The organism is Nonomuraea sp. NPDC001636 (assembly GCF_040298265.1).
Taxonomy (GTDB): Bacteria; Actinomycetota; Actinomycetes; order Streptosporangiales; family Streptosporangiaceae; genus Nonomuraea.
Window position 1 is genome coordinate 50,749 of record NZ_JBEOZT010000028.1, and the last position, 23,208, is coordinate 73,956.

At 71.4% G+C, this 23,208-nt stretch carries 23 protein-coding genes; 12 read left to right on the top strand and 11 right to left on the bottom strand.

Translation table 11 applies throughout. The features are described from left to right. Window positions 1-20: 20 nt before the first annotated feature. Entirely contained in the window at window positions 21-1,733 is a 1,713-nt protein-coding gene (locus ABT158_RS39260) for an ATP-binding protein (RefSeq protein ID WP_352362467.1), read from the bottom strand. A gap of 90 nt (window positions 1,734-1,823) precedes the next feature. Here ABT158_RS39260 and ABT158_RS39265 point away from each other — a divergent pair, with 90 nt between their 5' ends. Then, window positions 1,824-2,012: a hypothetical protein gene (locus ABT158_RS39265; protein WP_352362469.1), complete on the top strand. Its 189-nt coding sequence runs from the start codon at window positions 1,824-1,826 to the stop codon at window positions 2,010-2,012. A 327-nt stretch (window positions 2,013-2,339) separates the two neighbouring features. Further along, window positions 2,340-2,534, top strand: coding sequence for a hypothetical protein (locus ABT158_RS39270; RefSeq protein ID WP_352362470.1), 195 nt, complete (start codon window positions 2,340-2,342; stop codon window positions 2,532-2,534). A gap of 53 nt (window positions 2,535-2,587) precedes the next feature. Here ABT158_RS39270 and ABT158_RS39275 read toward each other — a convergent pair whose 3' ends face one another. Then, the gene (locus tag ABT158_RS39275; protein ID WP_352362472.1) at window positions 2,588-3,232 is read right to left on the bottom strand and encodes a DUF998 domain-containing protein; all 645 of its coding nucleotides are present in this window, start codon (window positions 3,230-3,232) and stop codon (window positions 2,588-2,590) included. Window positions 3,233-3,294: 62 nt separating this feature from the next. On the opposite strand from ABT158_RS39275, the gene ABT158_RS39280 reads away from it, so the two are divergent. Together ABT158_RS39280 and ABT158_RS39285 are read left to right on the top strand one after the other, a co-directional pair. After that, window positions 3,295-3,609, top strand: a complete 315-nt coding sequence (locus ABT158_RS39280; protein WP_352362474.1) for a YciI family protein — start codon at window positions 3,295-3,297, stop codon at window positions 3,607-3,609. Next, window positions 3,609-5,588 carry a DUF6596 domain-containing protein gene (locus tag ABT158_RS39285; RefSeq protein ID WP_352362476.1) on the top strand — a complete coding sequence of 660 codons (1,980 nt, stop codon included), beginning with the start codon at window positions 3,609-3,611 and terminating at the stop codon, window positions 5,586-5,588. Before ABT158_RS39280 ends, ABT158_RS39285 begins: the two co-directional genes overlap by 1 nt. Window positions 5,589-5,633: 45 nt before the next feature. Here ABT158_RS39285 and ABT158_RS39290 read toward each other — a convergent pair whose 3' ends face one another. Beyond that, window positions 5,634-6,830 (bottom strand): MFS transporter, encoded by a 1,197-nt coding sequence (locus tag ABT158_RS39290; protein WP_352362478.1) that lies wholly within the window; start codon window positions 6,828-6,830, stop codon window positions 5,634-5,636. An 83-nt stretch (window positions 6,831-6,913) separates the two neighbouring features. Here ABT158_RS39290 and ABT158_RS39295 point away from each other — a divergent pair, with 83 nt between their 5' ends. After that, entirely contained in the window at window positions 6,914-7,963 is a 1,050-nt protein-coding gene (locus ABT158_RS39295) for a LacI family DNA-binding transcriptional regulator (RefSeq protein WP_352362480.1), read from the top strand. Window positions 7,964-7,979: 16 nt separating this feature from the next. Here ABT158_RS39295 and ABT158_RS39300 read toward each other — a convergent pair whose 3' ends face one another. Next, a complete protein-coding gene (locus tag ABT158_RS39300) occupies window positions 7,980-8,873 on the bottom strand; it encodes a LysR substrate-binding domain-containing protein (RefSeq protein WP_352362482.1) in 894 nt (297 codons plus the stop codon). Between the two features lie 98 nt (window positions 8,874-8,971). Between ABT158_RS39300 and ABT158_RS39305 the strand changes: the two genes are divergently transcribed. The 4 genes from ABT158_RS39305 to ABT158_RS39320 are packed head-to-tail and all read left to right on the top strand — an operon-like array spanning window position 8,972 to window position 12,904. After that, window positions 8,972-10,150 carry an acyl-CoA dehydrogenase family protein gene (locus ABT158_RS39305; RefSeq protein WP_352362484.1) on the top strand — a complete coding sequence of 393 codons (1,179 nt, stop codon included), beginning with the start codon at window positions 8,972-8,974 and terminating at the stop codon, window positions 10,148-10,150. Next, entirely contained in the window at window positions 10,147-11,325 is a 1,179-nt protein-coding gene (locus ABT158_RS39310; RefSeq protein ID WP_352362486.1) for a CaiB/BaiF CoA transferase family protein, read from the top strand. Before ABT158_RS39305 ends, ABT158_RS39310 begins: the two co-directional genes overlap by 4 nt. Then, window positions 11,322-12,053: an enoyl-CoA hydratase/isomerase family protein gene (locus ABT158_RS39315; protein ID WP_352362488.1), complete on the top strand. Its 732-nt coding sequence runs from the start codon at window positions 11,322-11,324 to the stop codon at window positions 12,051-12,053. The genes ABT158_RS39310 and ABT158_RS39315 overlap by 4 nt, the downstream gene beginning before the upstream one ends. 11 nt (window positions 12,054-12,064) lie before the next feature. Further along, window positions 12,065-12,904, top strand: a complete 840-nt coding sequence (locus ABT158_RS39320; protein WP_352362688.1) for a 3-hydroxyacyl-CoA dehydrogenase family protein — start codon at window positions 12,065-12,067, stop codon at window positions 12,902-12,904. Window positions 12,905-13,171: 267 nt separating this feature from the next. Here ABT158_RS39320 and ABT158_RS39325 read toward each other — a convergent pair whose 3' ends face one another. The 4 genes from ABT158_RS39325 to ABT158_RS39340 all read right to left on the bottom strand — a co-directional run bounded on the left by ABT158_RS39325 (window position 13,172) and on the right by ABT158_RS39340 (window position 16,768). Beyond that, a complete protein-coding gene (locus ABT158_RS39325; RefSeq protein ID WP_352362490.1) occupies window positions 13,172-13,735 on the bottom strand; it encodes a TetR/AcrR family transcriptional regulator in 564 nt (187 codons plus the stop codon). 52 nt (window positions 13,736-13,787) lie between these two features. Continuing rightward, the gene (locus ABT158_RS39330; protein ID WP_352362492.1) at window positions 13,788-14,648 is read right to left on the bottom strand and encodes an SDR family NAD(P)-dependent oxidoreductase; all 861 of its coding nucleotides are present in this window, start codon (window positions 14,646-14,648) and stop codon (window positions 13,788-13,790) included. Window positions 14,649-15,326: 678 nt separating this feature from the next. Further along, on the bottom strand, window positions 15,327-16,133 hold the full coding sequence (locus tag ABT158_RS39335; RefSeq protein ID WP_352362494.1) for an SGNH/GDSL hydrolase family protein: 807 nt from the start codon (window positions 16,131-16,133) through the stop codon (window positions 15,327-15,329). A 2-nt stretch (window positions 16,134-16,135) separates the two neighbouring features. Next, entirely contained in the window at window positions 16,136-16,768 is a 633-nt protein-coding gene (locus tag ABT158_RS39340) for an NAD(P)-dependent oxidoreductase (protein WP_352362496.1), read from the bottom strand. 88 nt (window positions 16,769-16,856) lie between these two features. Between ABT158_RS39340 and ABT158_RS39345 the strand changes: the two genes are divergently transcribed. Continuing rightward, complete coding sequence (locus ABT158_RS39345; RefSeq protein WP_352362498.1) at window positions 16,857-17,441, top strand: TetR/AcrR family transcriptional regulator; 585 nt, start codon at window positions 16,857-16,859, stop codon at window positions 17,439-17,441. Between the two features lie 264 nt (window positions 17,442-17,705). Here ABT158_RS39345 and ABT158_RS39350 read toward each other — a convergent pair whose 3' ends face one another. Continuing rightward, window positions 17,706-18,101 (bottom strand): cupin, encoded by a 396-nt coding sequence (locus ABT158_RS39350; RefSeq protein ID WP_352362500.1) that lies wholly within the window; start codon window positions 18,099-18,101, stop codon window positions 17,706-17,708. Next, window positions 18,098-18,622, bottom strand: coding sequence for a YbhB/YbcL family Raf kinase inhibitor-like protein (locus tag ABT158_RS39355; RefSeq protein ID WP_352362502.1), 525 nt, complete (start codon window positions 18,620-18,622; stop codon window positions 18,098-18,100). Before ABT158_RS39355 ends, ABT158_RS39350 begins: the two co-directional genes overlap by 4 nt. A gap of 149 nt (window positions 18,623-18,771) precedes the next feature. On the opposite strand from ABT158_RS39355, the gene ABT158_RS39360 reads away from it, so the two are divergent. Continuing rightward, complete coding sequence (locus ABT158_RS39360; RefSeq protein WP_352362690.1) at window positions 18,772-19,431, top strand: GntR family transcriptional regulator; 660 nt, start codon at window positions 18,772-18,774, stop codon at window positions 19,429-19,431. Between the two features lie 1,317 nt (window positions 19,432-20,748). Beyond that, the gene (locus ABT158_RS39365) at window positions 20,749-22,143 is read left to right on the top strand and encodes a hypothetical protein (protein WP_352362504.1); all 1,395 of its coding nucleotides are present in this window, start codon (window positions 20,749-20,751) and stop codon (window positions 22,141-22,143) included. 268 nt (window positions 22,144-22,411) lie between these two features. On the opposite strand, the gene ABT158_RS39370 is transcribed toward ABT158_RS39365, so the two are convergent. Then, on the bottom strand, window positions 22,412-23,131 hold the full coding sequence (locus ABT158_RS39370) for a ketopantoate reductase family protein (protein WP_352362506.1): 720 nt from the start codon (window positions 23,129-23,131) through the stop codon (window positions 22,412-22,414). Window positions 23,132-23,208 lie beyond the last annotated feature (77 nt).

Consider the following 23,208-nt stretch of genomic DNA (forward strand, 5'->3'; position numbering starts at 1 on the left):
ACCTGACCGCTATTGAGTTTTTATGTATCACCGGTGTCGCGCCGCCATATGGCGGCGCGCTCCTGGATCTGGTCGAGAACGATCCTGCCTTCTCGGTCCTCCTCCAGCCAGCCTGCGAGCGTCGGCCACGTCGTCAGCAGGAGATCGTGCGCCAGCTCGATGGTGCCCTCGCTGTCGGCGACCATCAACCGCTGCTCCACGAAGTGGTCCAGCACCGCTTCCGCGTCGGTCAGGTCCTCGCCGGAGTATCCGGCGAGAAGTTCGGTACGCCCGATCCGGCGTCGCGCCCAGTGACCATCCACCGTCATGACCGTCAGCCGCTGCGTGATGTGGCGCATCAAGGCCTGCTGATTCCCGCTGAGGAGAGAGTAGGCGCGGGCGGCGCTGGTCTGGACAGCGGTGGCCACTCCACCTGCGGCTCCATAGCCCGCGATCGTCAGACTCCTACCGTCGCACTGGTGCCACGTCGCCAACATCGCCTGTGACAGCAAGGGCAACACGCCGACGCCGGCAGCCGGTTCGGAGCCGGAGGCGCGTAGTTCTGCCAGGACGAGATCGGCCAGACCGCGCTCTACCGACAGACCTGCGCGACCGGCAGGGCCGGTGATGGCGCGGAGAAGCTCGCTGTCGGTCATGGGGGCGAGCGGAAAGACACCCGCTCGCTGAGACTCCTGCAACGGCGGATATCCGCCGCAACGATCGAGGAAATCGCCCCGCACCCCCACCACGACCAGCGCGGCCGGGGCCCGGCTCGGTCCTGTCGGGGTCGTGGCCGCCGCATGCAGGGCCGTGACGAACGCGTGTGCCGAGGCGTCGTCCCGCGCCTTCGAGGCCAGCGTGAAGATCTCTTCGAACTGGTCGACGACCAGTACCACCCGGCCCTGCTCGGACTCCGTCATCGACGCCTGCTGGAAGAGCAGGTGTGCATCTCCGGGCCGGCTTCGCAACCCTTCCCTGATCGCCAGCGCGTCGCCCCCCGTCAGAGCCGCCAGGTGCACGGCAAGCTGGCCCAGCGGATCCTCGGTCGGGCTCATCACCCGACGCGGCCATCGCGCCGCCTCGGGGATCCCCGGCAGTCCCTCACGGGCGAGATGATCGAGCAGCCCGGCTCGCAGCAGCGACGACTTACCCGCTCCCGAGGGGCCGAACACGATGAGCAGGTCCGGCTTCGACACCCGCTCGCTCAGCATCGCGACGAGTTCGCCGCAGGTCTGCTCGCGTCCGAAGAACACCTCGCTGTCGCCCTCGCCGAAGGGCTTCATTCCAAGGTACGGAGGCCCGCCCTCCCACGCGGAGGCCGCCGCGTCGCCCGCGGGCTTGGGCAGGTCCTGGGCCTTCCGCCACCAGTGCGGCCAGTTCATCTCGTCCAGCAGCTCAGCGGGCAGATCTGCGTCACGGCTTCGACGGCGAACATGCTCGATGAGAACTCGTACCAGCGCACCCAGCTCTCTCTCCGAGGCGGGAAGGTTCTTTCCGGTCTCCCAGTCGCTGATCCGCTGTCCGGTGATCTTCCGCACCGGCTTGCCGGGCGGGGCGGTGGTATTGAGACGGCTGGTCGCTCCGGCTGCCGCAGCCTCCTGCTTGAGACCGGAAGCGGCACGCAGCGCGGCTAATCCCCTGGCGAGCCGTTCACGAGCGTTCGGAGAATCCTGGGGCACGGCGTCTCTCTTTCCGCTCCCGGACCGGGACCGGACCGGGATCTTCAGCATAGACAGGCTGACCGGCTCGGACACCTCTGTCGATCAAGAAGGCGGCGTGCGCGCCGAAAAGAACATCGGGTCTGCTGGCTCCACACGAGACCGACCGGAACGGGAGATCCAGCCATGTACGACTACCCCCCAGTCACTGCGGCTCTGGCAGCTGTCGCGGCGACCGTCGCAATGACCCTCATTGTGGCGATTGCGGCGGTTTTCATCGTCTTGCTCGCGGTGAAAGGCACCGACTCCGCCGATCGGGCCTCGGTACTGGAGAGCGCGGCTCGGGTGATCCGAGCCCTCCGCTCCAAGAAGTAGGCGAGCGTTGATGACCTTGCGTGCAATTCGTACAGAGGACCTGCAGTGCCGTCTCCCGGCTCGCGCACTGTCCACCGCCGCGCATGAAGAAGGTGGCCGCGCCTTCGGGTTCGTGCCCAGGCGTGGACAGGGGGGATCGGCCAAGCGGTCGGCCACAGCGGTGAGAATCGGCGCACTGGGGGGTGTATGCCGGTCGAGCGCCTCCAGCACCGGCCAGGCCGCCCGAGACGCCTCGCCCAGGTCACAGGCGGCCCCGGCGGCCCCCGGGGCGGCATCTGGGTTAGGTGTCGCGCGTGCGGCTGCCTGCTTGGCTTCGGTCAAAGTGTTGTGGACGACGCCGACGGAGACGGTGACCGCGGCGGCGATGGTGCGGATGGATTCACCGCATTCGCGGCGGACCAAGACGCCGGCGCGCTCGTCGGCGTCCACGACGGGCCCGCGGCCGCCGACCCGCCCGCGGCGACGCGCCGCCTGCAGGCCGTCCTTGGTGTTGCGGACATGGTTCCGGCGTCGATCCTGTGACAGGGCCAGGGCCCGATCCAGGAGCAGAGGGCCGTGGATCAGCAAGCGTCCAATCAGGTGAGAGAGCCCCGGCGGCGCAGCCGGAAGGCGACGGCGGAGATCCACAACATCGCGCCGGTGACGCCGACGGCCAGGCTCACCGAACCCCCTTGGCCGCCGCTCATCGTCCAGCCGTTCCCGGCGATGACGGCCACGCCCGCCACGAAGGACGCGACGGCCGAGCCCCGGGCTCCGGCCCGGGAGAAGTGGCGGCCGAGCACGAAGCAGGCCGCCGCCAGGGCGATGAAGGCGATCGAGCCCGAGGCCATGTGCAGCCCGGCGTGCCAGCTCATCGTCGCGGGCGGGCCCGCGGGGGTGCCGACGGGGAAGCCGTCGCCGGCGTCCATCCGGAAGATGCCCGCGGAGATCATCCCGATGCCGTTGACCAGCAGGAGGCGGGGGAGCCACCGGCTCGGGACGGCCCGGCGCAGCCCGTACGAGCCGGCGATCACCAGCGCGCCGACGACCAGGAAGTCGGCCACCTGGATCCAGCCGAGCGAGCCGGTCGACAGCTGGCTGAGCGGGTGGCGGACGATGTCGAAGCCCTCGCGGGTGAGCACCTGGACCAGGTTGACCGCCGTCCACAAGGGGGCGGCGACGGCGCCTGCGGTCAGCAGGGTGCGGGTCGAGGCGGGGGCGGTGGGGGAGATGGCGGTCATGTCCCGTTCCTTTCGTGTTCTACTGCATACGCGACGAACGGGCGATGTGACAGGGAACGCACGTGAGATTTCTGCTGACGAACGTGAGCGAGCGGCGCGACGACGAGACGCTGCACGTCGAGATGGGCAGGTTCATCCAGGAGCTCACCGAGGCGGGCGTGCTGCTCGCCACCGGAGGCATGGAGCTGGGCGGCACCGTGCTCAGGTCCGCGGGCGGCGAGCTGACCGTGACCGACGGGCCCTTCGCCGAGGCCAAGGAGATGGCGGGCGGGTTCGCGCTGGTCGAGGTCGGCTCTCGGGAGGAGGCGCTGGAGATCTCGCGGCGCTTCTTCGGGGTCGTCGGCGACGGCGAGTGCCACATGCGCCAGATCTACTGATGGACGCCGTCACGGCGGTCTGGCGGGAGGAGTCCGCGCGGATCGTCGCCGGGCTGGCCCGGATGCTCGGCGACGTGGGCCTGGCCGAGGAGTTCGCCCAGGACGCGCTGGTCGCCGCGCTGGAGACCTGGCCGCGTGACGGCGTACCGGACAACCCGGGCGCCTGGCTGATGACCACGGCCAAACGCCGCGCCCTCGACCACTTGCGCCGCACCCGGCGGCACGATCAGGCGCTCCGCGACCTCGAGCCCGCGCAGCCCGGAGACCCCGGACGACCGGAGCCGGCCGAGGTCGGCGACGACGTGTTGCGGCTGATGTTCGTCTCCAGCCATCCCGTGCTGCCCGCCGAGGAGCGGACCGCGCTGACGCTGCGGCTGCTCGGCGGCCTGACCACCGCGGAGATCGCCCGCGCGTTCCTGGTGCGGGAGGCGGTCGTGGCCGGACGCGTCGCGCGGGCCAAGCGCACGCTGGCCGAGGAGGGGGTGCCGTTCGAGCTGCCGCAGGGGCCCGAGCTGGCCGTACGGCTGGCGTCCGTGCTGGAGGTCATCTACCTGATCTTCAACGAGGGTTACTCGGCCACGGCGGGCGAGGACCTGATGCGGCCCGCCCTGGCGCTGGAGGCGCTGCGGCTCGGACGGCTGCTGGCCGGGCTGGCGCCGGGCGAGTCCGAGGTGCACGGGCTGGTGGCGCTGATGGAGATCCAGCAGTCGCGCGCGGACGCCCGTACCGGGCCGTCGGGGGAGCCGGTGCAGCTGCACGAGCAGGACCGGAGGCGGTGGGACCGGGAGCTGATCGCGCGTGGGTTCGCCTCCATGCTGAGGGCGCGGGAGGCGGGCGGAGGGCTCGGGCCGTACGTCCTGCAGGCGGCGATCGCGGTGTGTCACGCGCAGGCCGCCGGGGCGGCCGACACGGACTGGGACCAGATCGCGGCACTCTACGGCGCGCTGGCACGGCTGCTGCCCTCGCCGGTGGTCCGGCTCAACCAGGCGGTCGCCGTCGGCATGGCTGCCGGGCCGGAGACGGGGCTGGCGCTGGTGGACTCGCTGCTGTCGGAACCGGCGCTGCGCAACTACCCGCCGCTGTCGGCCGTCCACGGCGACCTGCTGGCGCGGGCGGGGCGGGACACCGAGGCCGCGACGGCGTTCGAGCGGGCCGCCGCCCTCACCGGTAACACCGCCGAACGCGCCTTCCTCCTCGCCCGCGCCGCCCACCACCGCACCGCCTCCTCCCTCGTCCGTACGGCGGGCACCGGGGACCTGACCCTGCTCGGCGACGCGGCGGACCGCTTCCTGGCGCGCACGGACCTGGACGCCGGGACGATCCGGTCATACGGGCAGACATTGCGGCGGCTGCGCCTGGACCTGGGGGCCGCCACGCCGCTGGCCGACCTCACCCCCGCCCTCGTGGCCAGGGTGTTCACCGCCGCCTGGAGCACGGCCGCGCCCAGGACCTGGAACCGCCACCGCGCGGCCGTACGGTCGTTCGGCGCCTGGGCGGGCCTCGCCGACCTGCCGTCCGGACTGCCCAGGAAACACGACGACCGGACGAAACGCCCCGCCGTCACCGATCAGACCCTCGCCGCGCTCTGGCGGCACCCGTCGCCGCGGGAGAGGGCACTGTGGCGGCTGGTGCACGAGTCGGGCGCGTCGGCCGCCGCCGTCCTCGCGCTCAACGTCGAGGACCTCGACCTGCCCGCCCGCCGCGCCGCCACGATCACATGGGGCGACGGCGCCGCGGCCCTGCTGGAGGAGCTGGTCGCGGGCCGGACCGTCGGCCCCCTCTTCCTGGCCGACCGCAGACCCGTCCCCGCCCGGACGCCGGACCCCGCCGACCTGTGCCCCGAGACCGGCAGGCGCCGCCTGTCCTACGAGCGCGCCGAGTACCTGTTCAAGCAGGCCTCGGGCGGCTACACCCTGAGCCAGCTCGCAACGTCCGCACGCCGATCGGCACCAGCACCACGCCCAGGTGGACATTCGTGAACACCGTCCCGGGCACCTGACCGGTACGGGCGACGAGCTGTCCCGTCACGTGCGCGGCCTGCCCGTCGATCCTGCTCCGGCGGTGCCGCGCCGGGCGGGGGAGGGAACGACGGCTCTGAGCGCGGGCCACGCCAGCAGCGCCAAGGCGGCGGCGATTGCCGCCACGGCCAGCATGGCGCCCGGCAGGCCGGTCGCCTGCGCCCAGTGCCCCACATACACAGGCCCGGCGAGGTAGCCGAGATAGGCCGAGGTGGACACGACCGAGGTGGCGGCACCGCGGGCCGCGGCGGGGACGTTGGCGGTGGCCAGGGCGAGCACGGTGGGGAAGAGCACGGCGGTGCCGACGGCGGCCAGGGCCAGCCCGAGCAGAGCAAGAGGGAGAGACGCGGTGAGGGCGAGCAGGGACGTCCCCGCCGCGGAGATCACCGCGCCGGTGGTGAGGACGATCCAGGCGCGCCGGGTCCGCACCGCGCTGATCGCGAAGCGGGTGAGCGAGACGGCAAGTGCGAAGACCGCGGGTCCGGCGCCGACCAGCGCGGGTCCGGCGTGCACGGTGTCGGCGAGGTAGACGGCGCTCCAGCTCTGATGGGCGTTCTCGACGGCGAATCCGAGCGCACCGAGTCCGCCCGCGACAAGCAGCAGCGGCAGATGAGCGCGCAGACCCGGTCGGCTGTGCGCGGTCGAGGTACGGTCACGATCGTGACGGCCGTGATCGGCCTTCGTGCGATCGTCGGTGACGATGGCGGCGCTCACAGCGCCGGCGGCGAGCAGGACCAGCAGGTACGGCACGACCACGGGCAGGCCGGCGGCATTCAGCAGGCCGGTGACGAGGCTCGTCGCGACCACGGCCAAGGAGAAGAAGCCGTGCGCCCTGGTGATGACCGGACGGCCATCGGCACGCTCGACGGAGCCGGCCGCCGCGTTGATCGTCACGTCCGCAGCGCCGGACGACGCGCCGAGAACCGCCAGTCCCACGGATAAGGCGAGCAGGTCGCGAGCGGTGACGGCAACGGCGATGCCGGCGATGCCAAGCGACGTGAGCGTGATCGCCGTGACGCGATGCCCCCACCGGTCCACGGCCCTGCCCGCAAGAGGCATGGCGGGCAGGGCGCCGACGGCGATGAACAGCAGCGCGGTGCCGAGTTGGCCGTCGGTCAGCCCGGCCTGGTCGCGAATGGCGGGCACGGACGCACCCCACACGCCCCAGAACGCGCCGAAGACCGTGAATCCCGCGTACGGCACCCAGGCTCGGATGTGACCACGATCGGCGCCTGCCCGTGTATCGATACACATGCTGTGTAACGATACACAAGATAGGGTGAGGCATGGCCAAAGACCCTTCTCAGCCCCGGCCGACCATGGCGGAGGTGGCCCGCGCGGCGAAGGTCTCGGTGATGACCGTCTCCTACACCTACGCCCAGCCCGATCGCGTCTCCGAACGCACCCGGGCCAGGGTCCGCGAAGCCGCTGCCCGCCTGGGCTACCCCGGCCCCCATCCGGGGGCCCGCTCCCTGCGCCGGGGACGGACCGGCAACCTCGGGGTGGTGCTTGGCGAGCACCTCACCTACGCCTTCGAGGACCCCCAGGCCACCCGGTTCCTGGCCGGCGTCGCCGAGGTCTGCGCCAGTCACGGCCTGGGGCTCACGATCGTGCCCATCACCGGGGCGCCCTCCGACGCCGACCGGGTCGCCGAGGCCGCGGTGGACGGTTTCGTCGTCTGGACGACCAGCGACGACGACCCCGTGCTGTCAGCGGTGGCCGCCACCGCTCTCCCCGCCGTCGTGCACGGCGGACCACACCACCGGAAGCTGCCGATCGTGGCCGTCGACGACCGTGCCGCAGCCCGCGCCGTCGCCGCCGAGGCTCTCGCGGGCGCCCGGCGGCCGATGGTGCTCAGTTTCCCGCTCGATCGCGCCAGGACGACGGGGGTCCACAACGGCCTGGATCCGGCCGAGGCGACTTTCCGCGTGACCCGTGAGCGCCTGCGCGGAGCCCGTGACGCCTGGGAGGCGGCCGGCGGCCAGTGGCCGCAGGTGCGGGTCGCGGTGTGCGCGCGCAACAGCGCGCGCGAGGCCGAGTCCCTGGCCACGGCGTTCCTCAAGGGGTCGGACGCGCCGGACGCCGTCATGGCCATGAGCGATGAGCTCGCCCTGGGCCTGATGCGAGCGGCCGCCCGTGCCGGTCTCGCCGTTCCCGGCGACCTCGTCGTCACCGGCTGGGACGGCACCGACGCGGCCGCCGCCGCCGGGCTGACGACCGTCGCGCAGGACCTGCGCGCCCAGGGAGCCCGCTGCGCGCAGCTGGTCCTGGGCGAGGAAGCGGCAACCGGTCCGATCGAATGGCGTCTGGTCCTGCGCGACTCCACCCGGCGATGACCACGGTCAAGCGCGGCTATGCGGAACCGTCGTCAAGCTCGAAGAGTTCGGTCAGCACGCCGCGCAGCGCCGGTCGGCCGTCGTCACGCCGCCAGGCCGCGCGCAGGTCGACGTCGTGCGGCGCGTCGAGCGGGACGAACACCACGTGCGGGTCGGTCACGTTCCGTGCCACCGAGGCCAGGGTCAGATGGCAGCCCACCTCCGCGCTGACCAGCGCCAGCGCGGTCTGGGTGTCGGGAGCGATCTGCGCGATGTCGGCAACGAACCCGGCGGCGTGGGCGAGCCGCCGCAACCGGTCGGGCAGTACGGCTCCGTCGTGCGACGGCAGCGAGACGAAGGGCTCCCCGGCGAGCTGCCCGGCCTCCAGCCGGTCGGCGCCGACGAGCCGATGGGTGGCGGGCAGCGCGACGACCAGCGAGTCCGGCATCACGACCTGTGCGGCGACATCGGCGGGGATCACGTCCCATCGGCCGAAGGCGATGTCGGTCTCACCCTGGACCAGCTTGCGCATCGCCGGCTGCGCGAAGTTCTGGCTGGACAGCTCCAGTTCGATGCCGGAGCGCCGTGAGCGTACCGCTCGTGCCAGTCGCGCCACGAGCGGGTGGGTCGACACACCGGCGAACGCGATCCGGACCAGCCCGACCTCGCCGTCACCGGCGGAACGCGCCGCCTCTTCCGCGCGCCGCAGAGCCGTCAGGACGTCCTTGGCCGGCTTCAGAAGCGCCTGCCCGCTCGCGGTGAGGCTGACCGACCGGGTGTTGCGATCAAACAGCCGCGTCCCCAGTTCCCGCTCCAGCTGCTTGATCGTGCGGCTCAACGGCGGCTGCGCGACGTGCAGTCGTTCGGCGGCGCGACCGAAATGCAGCTCCTCGGCCACGGCCAGGAAGCACCGCAGCTGCTGCAGCTCCACCGCCGGCTCCTTCCCGCCGCGATTTTTGCGCTCAAGGTATCAGAGCAGGACTCATCAAGTATTGGACTGGTCTCAATCGGTGGGGAACGGTAGTCCGTATGTACACCGGCAATCCCGACGTGCCCGACGACGTCTTCGCGGACGTCCTCACCCAGATCAAGGACTTCGTGCGCGCCCGCGTCATGCCGCGCGAGCTGGAGATCATGAACACCGACGCCGTCCCCGCCGACCTGCGCGAGCAGGCCGCGCGGATGGGATTGTTCGGGTACGCGATCCCGCAGGACTGGGGCGGGCTCGGACTCGACCTCGTCCAGGACGTCGAGGTCGCCATGGCGCTGGGATACACGTCGCTGTCGCTGCGGTCGATGTTCGGCACGAACAACGGCATCGCCGGACAGGTCCTGGTCGGCTTCGGCACCGCCGGGCAGCAGGCCCGATGGCTGCCCGGCATCGCCTCCGGCGAGATCGTCGCCTCCTTCGCGCTCACCGAGCCCGGCGCCGGCTCCAACCCGGCCGGTCTGCGGACCACCGCCACGCCGGACGGCGAAGGCTGGGTCATCGACGGAGGCAAGCGGTTCATCACCAACGCCACCGAGGCCGGCCTGTTCGTGGTGTTCGCCCGCACCCGGCCGGCGTCGGACTCCGGCACGGGCATCGCGGTGTTCCTCGTGCCCGCCGACGCGCCGGGAATCCAGATCGGCGCGAAGGACGCCAAGATGGGGCAGGAGGGCTCGCGTACGGCGGACGTCACCTTCTCGCAGGTCCGCGTAGGCCCGGACGCGCTGGTCGGCGGGGACGAGGAAGTCGGGTACAAGGCGGCGATGACGTCGCTGGCCCGGGGCCGGATCCACATGGCGGGCCTGGCCGTCGGCGCCGCGCAGCGAGCACTGGACGAATCGGTCGCCTACGCGGCCACCGCATCCCAGGGCGGCACGCCGATCGGGGACTTCCAGCTCGTACAGGCGATGATCGCCGACCAGCAGACGGGCGTTCTTGCCGGCCGCGCCCTCGCCCGCGAGGCCGCTCGGCTGTACGTGACCGGCGAGGACCGCCGGATCGCACCCTCGGCCGCGAAGCTGTTCTGCACCGAGATGGCGGGCAAGGCCGCCGACCTGGCGGTCCAGATCCACGGCGGCAGCGGCTACATGCGCGACGTCGCGGTCGAGCGCATCTACCGCGACGTCCGGCTGATGCGCCTGTACGAGGGCACCAGCGAGATCCAGCGCCTCATCATCGGCGGCGGCCTCGTACGCGCCGAGAGCAGGAAGCGGTCATGACCCGCCCACTCGACGGCGTCACCGTCGTCGCCGTCGAGCACGCCGTCGCCGCGCCGCTGGCCACCCGCAACCTCGCCGACCTCGGCGCGCGTGTGATCAAGGTCGAACGCGTCGACGGCGGCGACTTCGCCCGCCGCTACGACCACGCCGTGCACGGCACCGGCGCGCACTTCGTCTGGCTCAACCGCGGCAAGGAGTCGATCGCCGTCGACCTCAAGACCCCGGAGGGACGCGACGTGGTCCGGCGGCTCGTCGCGAAGGCCGACGTCTTCCTGCAGAACCTCGCCCCTGGAGCCGTGGCGCGCCTCGGCCTCGGCGACCTCCGCTCCCGGCGGCCCGAGCTCGTCGTGGTGAACCTGTCCGGGTTCGGTACGGGCGGGCCGATGGAACAGCGCAAGGCGTACGACATGCTGATCCAGGCCGAGGCCGGGCTCATCGCGATCACCGGCACCCCGGAGACCCCGGTGAAGACCGGCATCCCGACCGCCGACATCGCCAGCGGCATGTACTGCGCGCAGGCCGTGCTCGCGGCACTGCTACGCCGCGCACGCACCGGCGAGGGCGCGACGATCGAAGTCTCGATGTTCGAAGCCACCGTCGAGTGGATGGGCTACGCCCTCTACACCCAGATGTACGCCGGGACACAGCCGGAGCGGATGGGGCTGAGCCACAGCTCGATCGCCCCGTACGACGCGTTCCCCACCCGCGACGGCCAGATGCTGATCGGCGTCCAGAACGACGCCGGCTGGCGAACCCTCGTCACCTCCGTCCTGGACGCCCCCGAGCTCGCCGACGACCCGCGTTTCGCCACGAACGTCCTGCGGGTGCGCAACCGCGCCGAGTGCGACGCCGCGATCGCGGCCCGCACGTCCTGCTGGTCCACGGCCGAGCTGGACGCCCGGCTCGCCGCGGCCGGCATCCCCGCGGCCCAGCTCAAGAACGTCGACCAGGTCGTCGATCACCCCCAGCTGCGCGCCCGCGACCGCTGGCGCACGATCGGCACGGAGCACGCCCAGGTGGACGCCCTCCTGCCGCCGGTGACGTTCACCGATGTCGAAGCGCGCATGGGCGACGTCCCCGCACTCGGCCGGCACACCCGCGCGTTGCTCGAAGAACTCGGCCTGGACGCCGACGACCTCATCGCCCGCGGCGTCGCGGCGCAGGGCCACGCATGAACGCCCTCGCCGTCGACGAACGCGACGACCGCGTCGTCGTCACGCTGAACCGTCCGGCCGCCCGCAACGCGATCAACGCTGCGATGATCGAGGAACTGCACGCCGTCTGCGCCCTGCTCGAACGCCGGCCCCGGCTCCTGCTGCTCACCGGAGCGGGTGGCGTGTTCGCCGCCGGCGCCGACATCGCCGAACTACGCGCCCGTGGCCGGGACGAGGCCCTGCAAGGCATCAACAGCAGGCTCTTCGACCGTATCGCCCGGCTTCCGATGCCCACCGTCGCCGCGGTGGACGGCTACGCGATCGGGGGCGGCGCCGAGCTCGCCTACGCCTGCGACGTCAGGCTGGCCACCCCGGCCGCCGTGTTCGCCAATCCCGAACCCGCTCTGGGCATCCTCGCCGGAGCCGGCGCCTGCTGGCGGCTGGCCGAACTGGTCGGCGCCTCCGTCGCCAAGCAGGTCCTGCTGGCCGGCCGACGTCTGGACGCCGCAGCCTGCCTCGCGTTCGGCCTCGTCACCGAGGTCGTCCCGACCGGCGAACTGCTCCCTGCCGCGCATCGGCTGCTGGACCGGATGACCGGGTGGTCGCCCGCGGCGCTGCGGCTGACCAAGCTGGTCCTCGACGCTCCCGGCGCACACCCGTTGGCGGACGACCTGGCCCAGGCCGTCCTGTTCGAGACCGAGGACAAACACCACCGCATGACAGAGTTCCTGGAACGGAGACGAACGTGACGACAGTGCGCATGCCCACGACGGTCGGCGTGATCGGCGGTGGCCGGATGGGCGCCGGGATCGCGCAGGTCTTCGCCGTCGCGGGTGCCGCCGTGTGCGTGGTGGAGACCGGCGACGTCACGGCAGCACGTCTGCGCCTGGCCGACGGCCTGGCCAAGGCGGCTGAGCGGGGAAAGCTCCCCCATGCTCCGGAGCTCGTACTGGGCCGGGTGCGCGTCGTCGACGACGTCGCCGGGTTGCCGCCGTCCGCCGAGCTGGTCGTCGAAGCCGTGCCGGAAGAGCCGGCGCTGAAGGCCGACGTCCTGGCGCGCGCGGAGAGAGCGGTCGGCGATCAGACGGTGCTGGCCAGCAACACCAGCTCGTTGTCCATCGCCGAACTCGGCGCCGCTCTCCAGCGCCCGTCCCGCTTCCTCGGGACGCACTTCTTCAACCCCGTCCCGGCCTCCAAGCTGGTCGAGGTCGTCACCGCGCCCGAGACGGCCGCCGACGTCGTCGAGCGCGTCCGCGCCTGGGTGCGCGGCCTGGACAAGACCGACGTTGTCGTACGGGACTCGCCGGGCTTCGCCACGAGCCGCCTCGGCGTCCTGCTGGGCCTCGAAGCGATCCGCATGCTGGAAGAAGGCGTCGCCGACGCCGAGGCGATCGACCACGCGATGGAACTCGGCTACCGCCACCCGATGGGGCCGCTGCGGTCGACCGACCTGGTCGGGCTCGACGTGCGCCTCGCGATCGCCGAATACCTGCACGCGAAGCTCGGGGACCGGTTCGCGCCCCCGCAACTGCTGCGCGACAAGGTCGCCGACGGACACCTGGGACGCAAGACCGGCCAAGGCTTTCACCACTGGGATTGAGGCCGGACGGCAGCGGCGGCGTCCAGTCCTGTTGTACGCGGAGAGGACGCCAGAACGCCCGGTGTGGGGAAACCGGCCCGGATGGGCTCGGGCCACTGCGGCGACACCGTGCACCCCCCGGTCCGCTCGGTGGCGGCCCCGAGCCCCCTTTCACCGACGACTCCGCCGAAGCACCCGACCCCCTCGACCGGATCGCCGGCCGTCACCCGCGCGCACCTGAACCTGCGACCGTCCGACCTGCCGGGATCGGGGTTCAGCGGGGTCGCGTCAGGCGTGCATGCCCTCCAGCAGGAGGGTCAGGTAACGGTGGGCGGTCGGCACGCGCGCCGCGGGCGTGCCGCCGTGGACGGTTGCGGCATGAGCGATGCCGCACATGAGCGGGACCAGGTCCGCGGAGGTCACGTCGGCGCGGACCACGCCGGCGTGACGAGCCCGGTCGAGCAGTCGTTCGCCGGCCGACCACACGGCGCCCTTCAGCTCAGTGGTACGCGGCAGGGCGTCGGCGGACGCCGCCATCACGGGGGGCAGGGAGGCGTCGGAGACCTGCGCCTGAACGGTCCGCGACAGGAAGCCGTTCAGAGCACGCCAGGGGTCGTCGTCGGCCAGCGCCCGGTCGCCGTGGGCGGCCAGCTCCGTCAGGCACGGGGTGGCGACGGTCTCCAGCAGCGCCTCGGTCGTGGGAAAGTGCCGGTAGACGGTGCCCACGCCCAGCCCGGCACGGCGGGCGACGTCGTTGAGCTGCAGGGGCGTGCCCTCGTCGATGAGGTCCCTGGCCACGGTGACGATTCGTTCCCAGTTGCGGGCGGCGTCCTTGCGCAGGGGAGTCGTCATGCGGGCAGTCTAACCGGATGGCCCATCCAGATCGTCGGAGGCGGCGCCCGGCTCACCTCGGCGCGAGGGGCGCCAGGCGCTCGCTGAGACGGTGGACCGCTCGGACGAGGCGTGGGTCGGTGGCCGCGCGGGGAGGAGTGACCGGACGCCCCTGGGGCCCGATGAGCAGGCCGGTCCGGCCGTCGAGCGAGGGGTCGGTGGCGGCCACGATCGACGGCCGGGCCGCCGCCGACGCCGGGCCCGAGGTGGCGCGCTCGAACCGGCGCCGGACGAGGGACCAGAGCAGGCGCAGCCCGGGGGAGACGATCTTGGGGTCGCGCAGGGTGCCGTCGGTCATGTCGGTGGCCGCCCCGCCGGGATCGGCGGCGAAGACCGACACGCCCGTGCCGTCCAGCCGTCCGGCCAGTTGCAGGGCGTAGGCGAGGTTGGCCAGCTTGGCGCGGCCGTACCAGTGGAAGCCGTAGTAGCCGCCGGGCGGTTCGACGGCGTCGAAGGCGCGTCTGGCCAGGACGGTCGATGCGGAGGTGACGTTCACGATCCGGCTCGGCGCGCCGGTCGACAGGCTGGGGATCAGCAGTTCGGTCAGCAGGTAGGGCGAGAGGTGGTTGACGGCGAAGCTGGCCTCGATGCCGTCGACGGAGTCCTGGCGCCGGGCGAACATCGCCCCGACGTTGTTGACCAGGACGGTCAGCGGGCCTTCGGCGGCGATGCGGCCGGCCAGGGTGCGGACCGCGTCCAGTGAGGCGAGGTCGGCGGACAGGAAGCGGGCGGGGTGGGCCGGTCCGGTGGCGTTGAGACGTTCGACGGCGCGGGCGCCGCGGGCGGGGTCGCGCCCGATCACGGTGACCGCCAGCCCCGCCGCCGCCAGCCCGAGGGCCGTCTCCAGGCCGATTCCCGCCGTTCCTGCTGTCACGACAGCCGTTTTCCGCATGGTGCGCACTCCCGTCAATTCGGATAGTTCATCCGTTTGACCATAGCAGAATCGGATGGAATATCCACTTACGCCTCGACGCCGGGACGGCCACGGGAGTCGGCGTAGGTCCTCGTGCTGGGCCGCGTCCCACGGCGCAGCGCCCGTGGCACCATGCTGTTAATGAGACGAACGTCGTCGGCGGCCAGGCGTGCGGTCTCCAGAACTGGCCCCGGCCAATCACCGACGACGTCCACTGTGCCGCGGCTGGGTGGTCTGGTATTGCAGCAGCCAGCTCGTCGGGACGTTGTCGGCCCTGTCGCTGCGCTTCTCTTCACCCGGCCGATGCCGACCTTCTGTGACGAGGCGGAGAGTTCGTCACCGACGCGGGCTTGCCAGGACGAGTGCGTGCCTGTAGTGGATGAGCCCGCTGTTTTCGTCGATAGTGAAGCCATGGGGGATCTCGCCGGTCTGGAATGCCTGCATGGTGCTCCTTCCGGTTCGGTCCGGACGCTGGCGTGGGCACAGGCCGGGCACCGGTGGAACTGACCCGCTGTCACGTGTGGCACGTCGGCTGATCGCCACATCATGTTGCGTCGGGCCGGCAGCCCGGAAGGAGACCTGGAATGTTCGGCCCGGCGCGCTGGTCACGTGGACGGGCTGATGCGGCTGTCGCACCAGTCAGAAGGCCGCGGGCAGCTCGGACAGCCAGCGAGAGGCGAGATCGGCGACGATCGCTCCGCCGCGGTCGTTGAGGTGCACGTGGTCCACGAGGAGGTCGCGCCCGCTGTCGCGGGCGATCTCGTCCCAGTTGCGTCCAAGCAGGTAATGCTGGGCGGCGATGGCGAAGGCCAGCGGGAAACTGAAGGCGTACGGCTGCCGTGTGCCCTGTGTCCGCAGGTGGTCGGCCATGCGCTCATGCACGGGCAGGTAGCGGACCTGTGCCCGGTCGGCGATTTCCTTGATCGCGGCGTTGTATCCGGCGAGCGATCGGTTGATCGTCGTGTCCAGGTCCTCGCCGAGTGGCGGCAGGGACATCACGGCGATCCGCGCGGTGCTGCGGGCCTGGATGCGGGCGATGATCGCGCTGAGGTTGGCTCGGTAGCGCTCCAGCGCCACCTCGTTGCGGACGTCGTTGGTGCCGATCAGGAGCAGGACCGCGGCCGGCCGGCATGCCAGGATGTCGGCGTCGAGGCGCTGGAGCAGGTCGGCGGTGGTGTTGCCGTTGATGCCCGCGTTGACGAACTCGTATCCGCGGTGTTCGGGCCGTGCGCGCAGGGCCGCCACCCAGTCCGCGCCGAGCGTGCCTTGGGTCATGCTGGCGCCGGCCGCGACCACGCGGGGACGCGTCACCGGCCCGCCCTGAGCGCACAGGTCGGCCGGGGTGTTGTCGGGCGGGCGGAGAAAGGTGAGATAGGCCACGGCGCCGGTGCCGGTGAGCACGACGGACAGCAGCAGGATCACGAAGATGACGATGCGTCTTCTCATGGTCAGTACCCCAGGCTGATGCTGTGGCCGACGGCGGCAGGGTCGGCGAGTGCGGCAAGGATGGCGTGGGCCAGGTCGGCGCGGGCGATGGTGATGCCGCGGCGCACGTTGTGGTCGATGGCGGTGCGGTAGGGGCGGTGCCCGCCGTCGGTCAGGCGCGGAGGTCGCATGATCGTCCAGTCCAGGCCGCTGGAGCGGACGGCCTCGTCGGTGCGGGCGAAGTCGGCGAACCCTTCCCGCAGGAGACGGCGTAGCAGGGGTTTGACCAGGGCTCGGTTCAGCAGGCCGTCGCCCTCGTCGACGATGTGCCCGCTGGCGGTGACGACGATCAGGCGGCGGGTCGCGGCGGCTCGCATCGCCGTCATGATCGCGCGGGCGCCTTCGGCGCACACCGGCCCGCCCGCGCCCGGCCTGGGCCCAAGGGTGGACACCACGGCGTCCTGGCCGGTCACGCCGGCGGCGATCGCGTCGGCGTCCGTCAGTTCAGCGGTCACCACGTCGAGCCCGGGGCGGTCCGGCCGGCGCAGCCGGGTCGGGTCGCGGACGATCGCGGTGACGTGGTGGCCGGCGGCGAGCGCCTGGTCGAGCAGTTGCTGCCCGGTGCCGCCGGTTGCGCCGAAGATGGCAAGTCTCATCAGGGACTCCTGGTTAGTAAACGCTCGCTAACTGATAGGCTGACGTTAGCGAGCGTTTACTAACTACGTCAAATGCGAAGGAGCAGCAATGGGCACCAGGGACGCGATCCTCGACGCGGCCGCCACAGTCATGGCGGAGCAGGGCCTGGCCAACGTGACCACGCGACAGATCGCCCGCACCGCCGGATTCACCGAGGCCGCCCTCTACAAGCACTTCACCAACAAGGCCGACCTGCTCGTCGCGGTGATGCGCGAACGCTCACCCGGCTTCGGCCGGCTGGCCGAGGTGCTGCGCGGCAGGACGGGAACCGGAGACGTCGTGGACAACCTCACCGCCATCGCCGCGGCGGCGATCACCTTCTACAGCGGCGGCTTCCCCATGTTCGCCTCGATGTTCGCCGACCCCGACACCCTGGCCGCGCACAAGGCCGAGATACGGCGCAAGGACGTCGGCCCTCACAAGGTCAACGAAGCGATCGCCGCATACCTGCGCACCGAACAACAACAGGGCCGCCTGAACCCGGACGCGGACGTCCAGGCCGCCGCAGGTCTCCTTGTCGGCGCCTGCTTCCAGCATGCCTTTCTCGGCCACATGTCCGCCCCCGCACACCCCGATCCCCACGAGGCGGCCGCCGCTTTCGCCCGCACCCTGTACACGTCCCTCGCCCCCTGAGTCGGGCCCCCCAGGGTGCGGTCGTCCGACCTCGAAGGCGCCGGAACTGTGGGCCGCCGCTCAGCGGTGGCGAGCCGGGGAGCTCGACGGCCGGGAGCCCTCCTGGAGGTTGCCCTCATCGTTGATCAGCGCAGACGTTCTGCAGACCAAGGAGCCGTTTCCCGTCGAGGCTCCCTGCTCGACCACGTAAACAGCAGAGCCGAGAGCGGGTGCCGCTGGAGGGCGTCGGTCACCAGAAGGTGCGCCATCGGAGAGCGGACGCCGTCATCGGGGGTCGGCGCGGCTCTCCAAACGGCCGCCACACGACGCGGTGACGGTCATGATGGTGCTGGGGATGTCGAGCTGGATCCGGTGCGACCGTCCGCGCGGGACGATGGCGGCGGTGCCGGCCGTCAGTCTGATCTCCTCCTCTCCTTCCCCCTGCCGTTCTGGACGCAGGTAGAGGCGGATCTTGCCGATGACGCAGGAGACGATCTCGTCGGCCTCGGTGTTCGCTCGCCAGTGGTCGGCGTGGACGTCGGCGCCGGTCCTGGCGTGGAATGCCTTCAGGTGCCAGCCATCGCGCCCGGCGTCCGCCGGCCGGGCGCCGGTGTGGATTCTGCCGTCCTGGGACAGGCGGATGCCGCCGGACGTGGAGAGCTCGATCGGGGTCACGGTCATGGGGTTTCGGCGGTGGCGGTCAGGACCGCGCGGCCCAGGAGGTGGCCGGCGATGGTGAAGCCGAGGTAGGCGGGGGTGGCACCGGCCGGGACACCGATGGTCTCGGTGTCGAGGGCGTGCACCACGACGAAGTAGCGGTGCGGGCCGTGCCCCGCCGGCGGGGCCGCGCCGAGGTAACGCGCCACGCGGGCGTCGTTGGGCAGCTGGTAGGCGCCGTGGGGGAGGCCGGTGCCGGTGTCGTCGCCCGCGCCTTCGGGCAGTTCGGTGACGGTGGCGGGGATGTCGGCCACGGCCCAGTGCCAGAACCCGGAGCCGGTCGGCGCGTCCGGGTCGTACACCGTGACGGCGTAGCTCTTGGTCCCCTCGGGGGCGCCGCTCCACGCCAGCTGCGGCGAGATGTCCTTGCCTCCCGGGACGCCTGCGGACATCTGCTCGGCGGGCCAGGCAGCGCCGTCGGCCAGCGTGGTGCTGGTGACGGTGAAGGAGGGCACATGGGGGAGGCGGGAAAAGGGGTTGTTCACGTCTGTTCCTTCATGGAGATGAGGCGTAGGCGGACGGCGCCATCGATGACGCCATCCGACATCATCGACTGTAACACGAATAATCGATTATTTGGCAGATGGTCTATCCTGAGTGCATGCCGCAGACGGTCGACCCCTCGACGAAACCGATGCTCTCCGAGCGTGTTCACGCCCGGCTTCAGGAAGCGATCATGAGGGGCGAGTACGCCCCCGGTGAGGCGCTCAAGCCGCAGCAACTGGCCCAGCAGCACGAGGTCAGCCTGGCCGTCGTACGTGAGGCCCTGGTGCGGCTGGTGGGCGAGGGCGTCGCGGTGCGGCTGCCCAACCGCGGCTTCGCCGTCCCCGACTTCTCCGACCAGCGGTGGGAGCAGATCGCCGAGGCCCGCCGTACGATCGAGCCGGTCATGCTGCGCCTGGCGATCGAGCGCGGCGACCTCGACTGGGAGGCGCGGGTGCGCGCGGCCCACCACCGCCTGACCCGCACACCGCCGTACGTGCCGGAGGAAGGCGAGTACTACACCAGCGCGTGGTCGGAGGCACACCGCGTCTTCCACCGGACCCTGCTGGACGGGTGCGGCAACCCCGTGCTGCTGGACACGTTCGACAGGCTGTGGACGGCCGGCGAACTGGCCCGCCGCTGGTCGGCGCAGCGCATGCCCGACCGCGACGGCGCCGCGGAGCACCGCCGCCTGGAAGAAGCGGCGCTGGCCCGTGATGCCGACACCGCCGCCGAGGTCCTGGCTCAGCACCTGACGCTCACGGTCGCCGCCCTCACATCCGCGCCTGGTCAGGTCAGCCGGCAGTCGTGACCTTCCACAGGCAGCGAGATCAACGCTGACCGATTGCTCCGCGCCGAGTGCCGCGCTGCTCGGGGCCGGACACGTGCCGATCAGCTCGAGCAGGCCGCCATCGAACGTGCCGCCGACCTGCTTGCCATGGCCGCCTAGCCAGGTCTGGCCGCTGCGGCGGATCGCCGAATCCGGGGGCGGGCGCGAGCCTACGGTGCGTCGCCACGTCCCCGGCGGCCGCGTTGCACTGACAGATCATCGGCGGCGAGTTGCGGCCTGGGAACGGAGCACGCAATGGCGGTGGCGCGCTGGACGGAAACCGCCCGCATTTCGAGCCCATCGTGGCACTGGCGGTACCGGAGCGGGCGGCAGAGGACCTGCGCCAGTTGGCGCTTGATCCACTTGGCCGGGGATCAGTAGGGTTGGGCGCTTCCTCCTCACCCCCCGTCCCGGAGTGCATCATGCGCCGCCATCGTTTCGGCCGGCTCGCCGCCGGTTTCGCGGCCCTCTACCTGGCCGTCGTGATCGTCGTCGCCGTCGTCGGACTGGTCACCGGCGACCTCGTCCCCCTGTGGAGAGTCGTCGCGGACCCGAACGGATACATGGCGGACGAGATCCGGCCGTGGCCGTGGCTGGCCGCCCTGCTGGTACCGATCGCGGCGGTGCAGGCGTGGGCGTACCGGGAGGTGTTGCGCGGGCGGCTGCGCGGCGAACCGGCGCGGCACGGCCGGGAGGCGCGCCTGCTGCGGGTCGCTCTCTACGCCATGGTCGTGTACACCCTGCTCTGGCACCTGCCGATCCCCTACCTGTGGTGGGCGTCGCTGGTCGCCGATGTGATCGAGCTCGTGGTGGTCTGGCTGTTCTTCCGCGTGCTGTGGGGGAGTGCCCGTCGATGGCTACCGGTGCTCATGCTTGTGACCGGCGTGCTCAGCGTGGTGTATGACGTACTCAACACCGTCGCGTACGAGATGGGCGACTACCTCTTCGGTGGGCAGACCTGGACCTGGGCGCTGGATGTCCTGTGGTCGGTGTGGCTGGCGTCGCTGGTGGTGGCGCAGGCGCGGGATCCGCGCTGGAGCGGCGCGACGGTACGGGTCGGCGTGCTCGCGGTCTTCTTCTCGCTCCTCTTGTCCAGCTCGGTCTCGATCGTGGCGTTCGGCGGCGCGGACGAGGTGGCGTGGAAGCTGCTGATGCCCTCGCTCCTGGGCGCCGTTTCGGTCTTCTCGCTGGTCTGGTTTGCACGGTCCGCACACGACCTGGGCACGCCCCAGCCTGCCGCGCCCCGGGCGGAGCCCGTGCGGGCGCGTCCGTCGGTGGCCGCTGCCGACCGTGGCGATCGTGCTCCCGCTGGTCCCCGCGGTCGTCAACCTCGCGCAGGGGGTGCCGTTCTGGCTCGGACCGAAGAACGTGCTGGGCGACGCGGTACGCGAGTACACCGGGCGGGAGGCCACCGCGTACTGGTTCGCGCTCGACCTTCTCGTCGGCGCCGGCGCGCCGGCGGTACTGATCCTGGTCGCCGTGCGGCGGCGGACGCGTACGCTGCTGCGCGCCACGACGCTGAGCCTGTTCCTGCTGGGCGGGATCGGCGCCGTGAGCGCGTTCACTTCGGAGCACTCCACCTTCTTCGGGGAGCTGTGGCTCTACCCGGCAAGCCTCTACGTCGAGCGGGGCGCCGTCGTCCCCTATGACGGCTCCCAGCTCCTGTCTCCCGGCATCTCCCCGCTCTGGTACGCCCTGGCGCTCACCGCCTCCGGCCTCATCATGCTCCTTCTGTATGCCGCCCCGCCCGCTCACCGCGTCCGCCACCACGTCCTCCTGGCGGGGCTCGCCTCGGCCGTGGCCCTGTGTCTGCTGCCCGCAGCGGACATGGCCCGCGGCCCCGTGACGAACTGCACCATGCCCGAGCCGTGGGAGATCGACACGGGCGAGGCGGAGCCGCGCGAGCTGACGGCCGAGCAGAGGTTCGTGTGCTCCCTGCGCGGCGACCACCGCACACAGAGCCTGCACGTGTTCCCCGACACCACGCCCGACCAGGTCGTGCTCGCCTACGGGCGCCACCTGTGCGGCGTCCACACCCGCAACGACCCACGGGAGCTGACCCGACTGAAGATCGACCGCTCGTCCCTCACCTATCCTCTGGCCGACATCTGTCCCAGCGCCGCCACCATCGTCCAGGCCGAGAAGGCCAAGCAGGACCAGGAGATCGCGGCGATGCAGGCCGACTCCCAAGCCATGTGCGACGCCACGCCGCGCCACCGCCCACGCACCAAGCAGGCCCGGGCGATCCGGATGAAGGAGCCGCAGTGGACCGACTACGGGGTGCTGCAGACGTACGAAGGAGAAGGAGCGGAGGAGGCCGAGCCGGACATGGACCCCGGCAACGGGCTGGTCTCCTCCACGCGCGGCATCCTGGCCGTCATGACCCACCCCGACTTCGACCTCTGCGTCACCCTGGAGACCTACACCCGCCGGCCGCCCGTCGAGACCAAGGGCTGGGACAAGGTGGTCGAGGTCGGCTACTACAGTCCGGGCGGCCAGATCGTGCTCAACGACAGCATCAGCGGCACCGTACTGCCCAACCTCGCCCTCTACGGGCGCAAGGGGCACTACCGCATCCGCGTGCACTACGCCTGGTTCCCCTGGAAGGGGGAGGCGCAGAGTGGGCAGCGACTGCTGATCATGGCGTATCCCGGCAAGGGCGACAGGGAGATCGTCCACCGGAACCGGAAGTGATCTGATGCTCCAGCTGCCCCCGAAGGTTCATCCGTTTCGACGCCGATGGCGCTGCGGGTGTTGCTGCCTTCTTACGCCTGAGCGCCGGCCGGGAGCGATGGCGCGATATCGCAGCGAGGGCACCGCGAACGCGATCACGGGGACGGTGGGTGAGTTCCTGCCGTGGTGCTGCATGCTCCTCGCTTGGCCGAACTACCGGCGCAGTCGCCGGCCGAACACCGGACCCAGGAGCGGCGACGGACCACCGGGACTGACAGCGTCGGTGGATTCAGACCCGAGCGAAGTGTGGTTCCGCTGCCTCCAGTCGTGGTACCGGGATGCCCAGCCGTCGCGCTTCGGCGAGGGTGTCCCGGCAGACCTCACGCGGCTCCTCGGCGTCGGGGTCGGAGTGCGCCGTGAGGCTCACGCGCGCGGGCGCGACATGGGCGGTCAGCCAGGCGAGCACGGGTGCCGTCAGCCAGGTGGGCGTCCGGAACGGCAGCACACCACCTCGGTGCCGTCGCAGGTCGAGGCCGCGCGCCTGGAGGAGCGGCAGCAGTTCGCGGCCGGCCAGCAGCGCCTCGCGCAGGTCGCCGGTTGCCCCGGCCAGTTGGGACAGGGATCCCACCCGCAGGCCCTGCGCGAACATGCCGGCATCCGACGCGAAATGGACCCACAGCCAGCCGCGGAAGTCAGGCCGCTCCTTGATCCGGAGCCCGGCCTCGCGAAACGCCTGGCGCACGGCCCGTTCCCGGTCGGTCGGGGGCTGGTCGAGTGTGCCGAAGACGACCGACGGCAGCAGTGCCCCGTGGAAGCGCACCGGCCACTTCTCGGCGACGCGCCGCCCCCACACTCGGCGCCGCATGTCGAACAGGTCGAGGTCCACCGCGTCCCCGTACGTCGCCGCGCGACCCGGTCGGACGTAGAACTCGACGTCATGTCCCGCCTGTTGCAGAACCCAGCCGTAGATGGTGGCGATCACGCCTCGGCCGAACATCAGGATCTTCACACTGCACCTCGTGGGGTACGATCGATTTGGAGGTCATCTCCACTTTGCAAAATATGGAGGTCATCTCCACTTGTCAA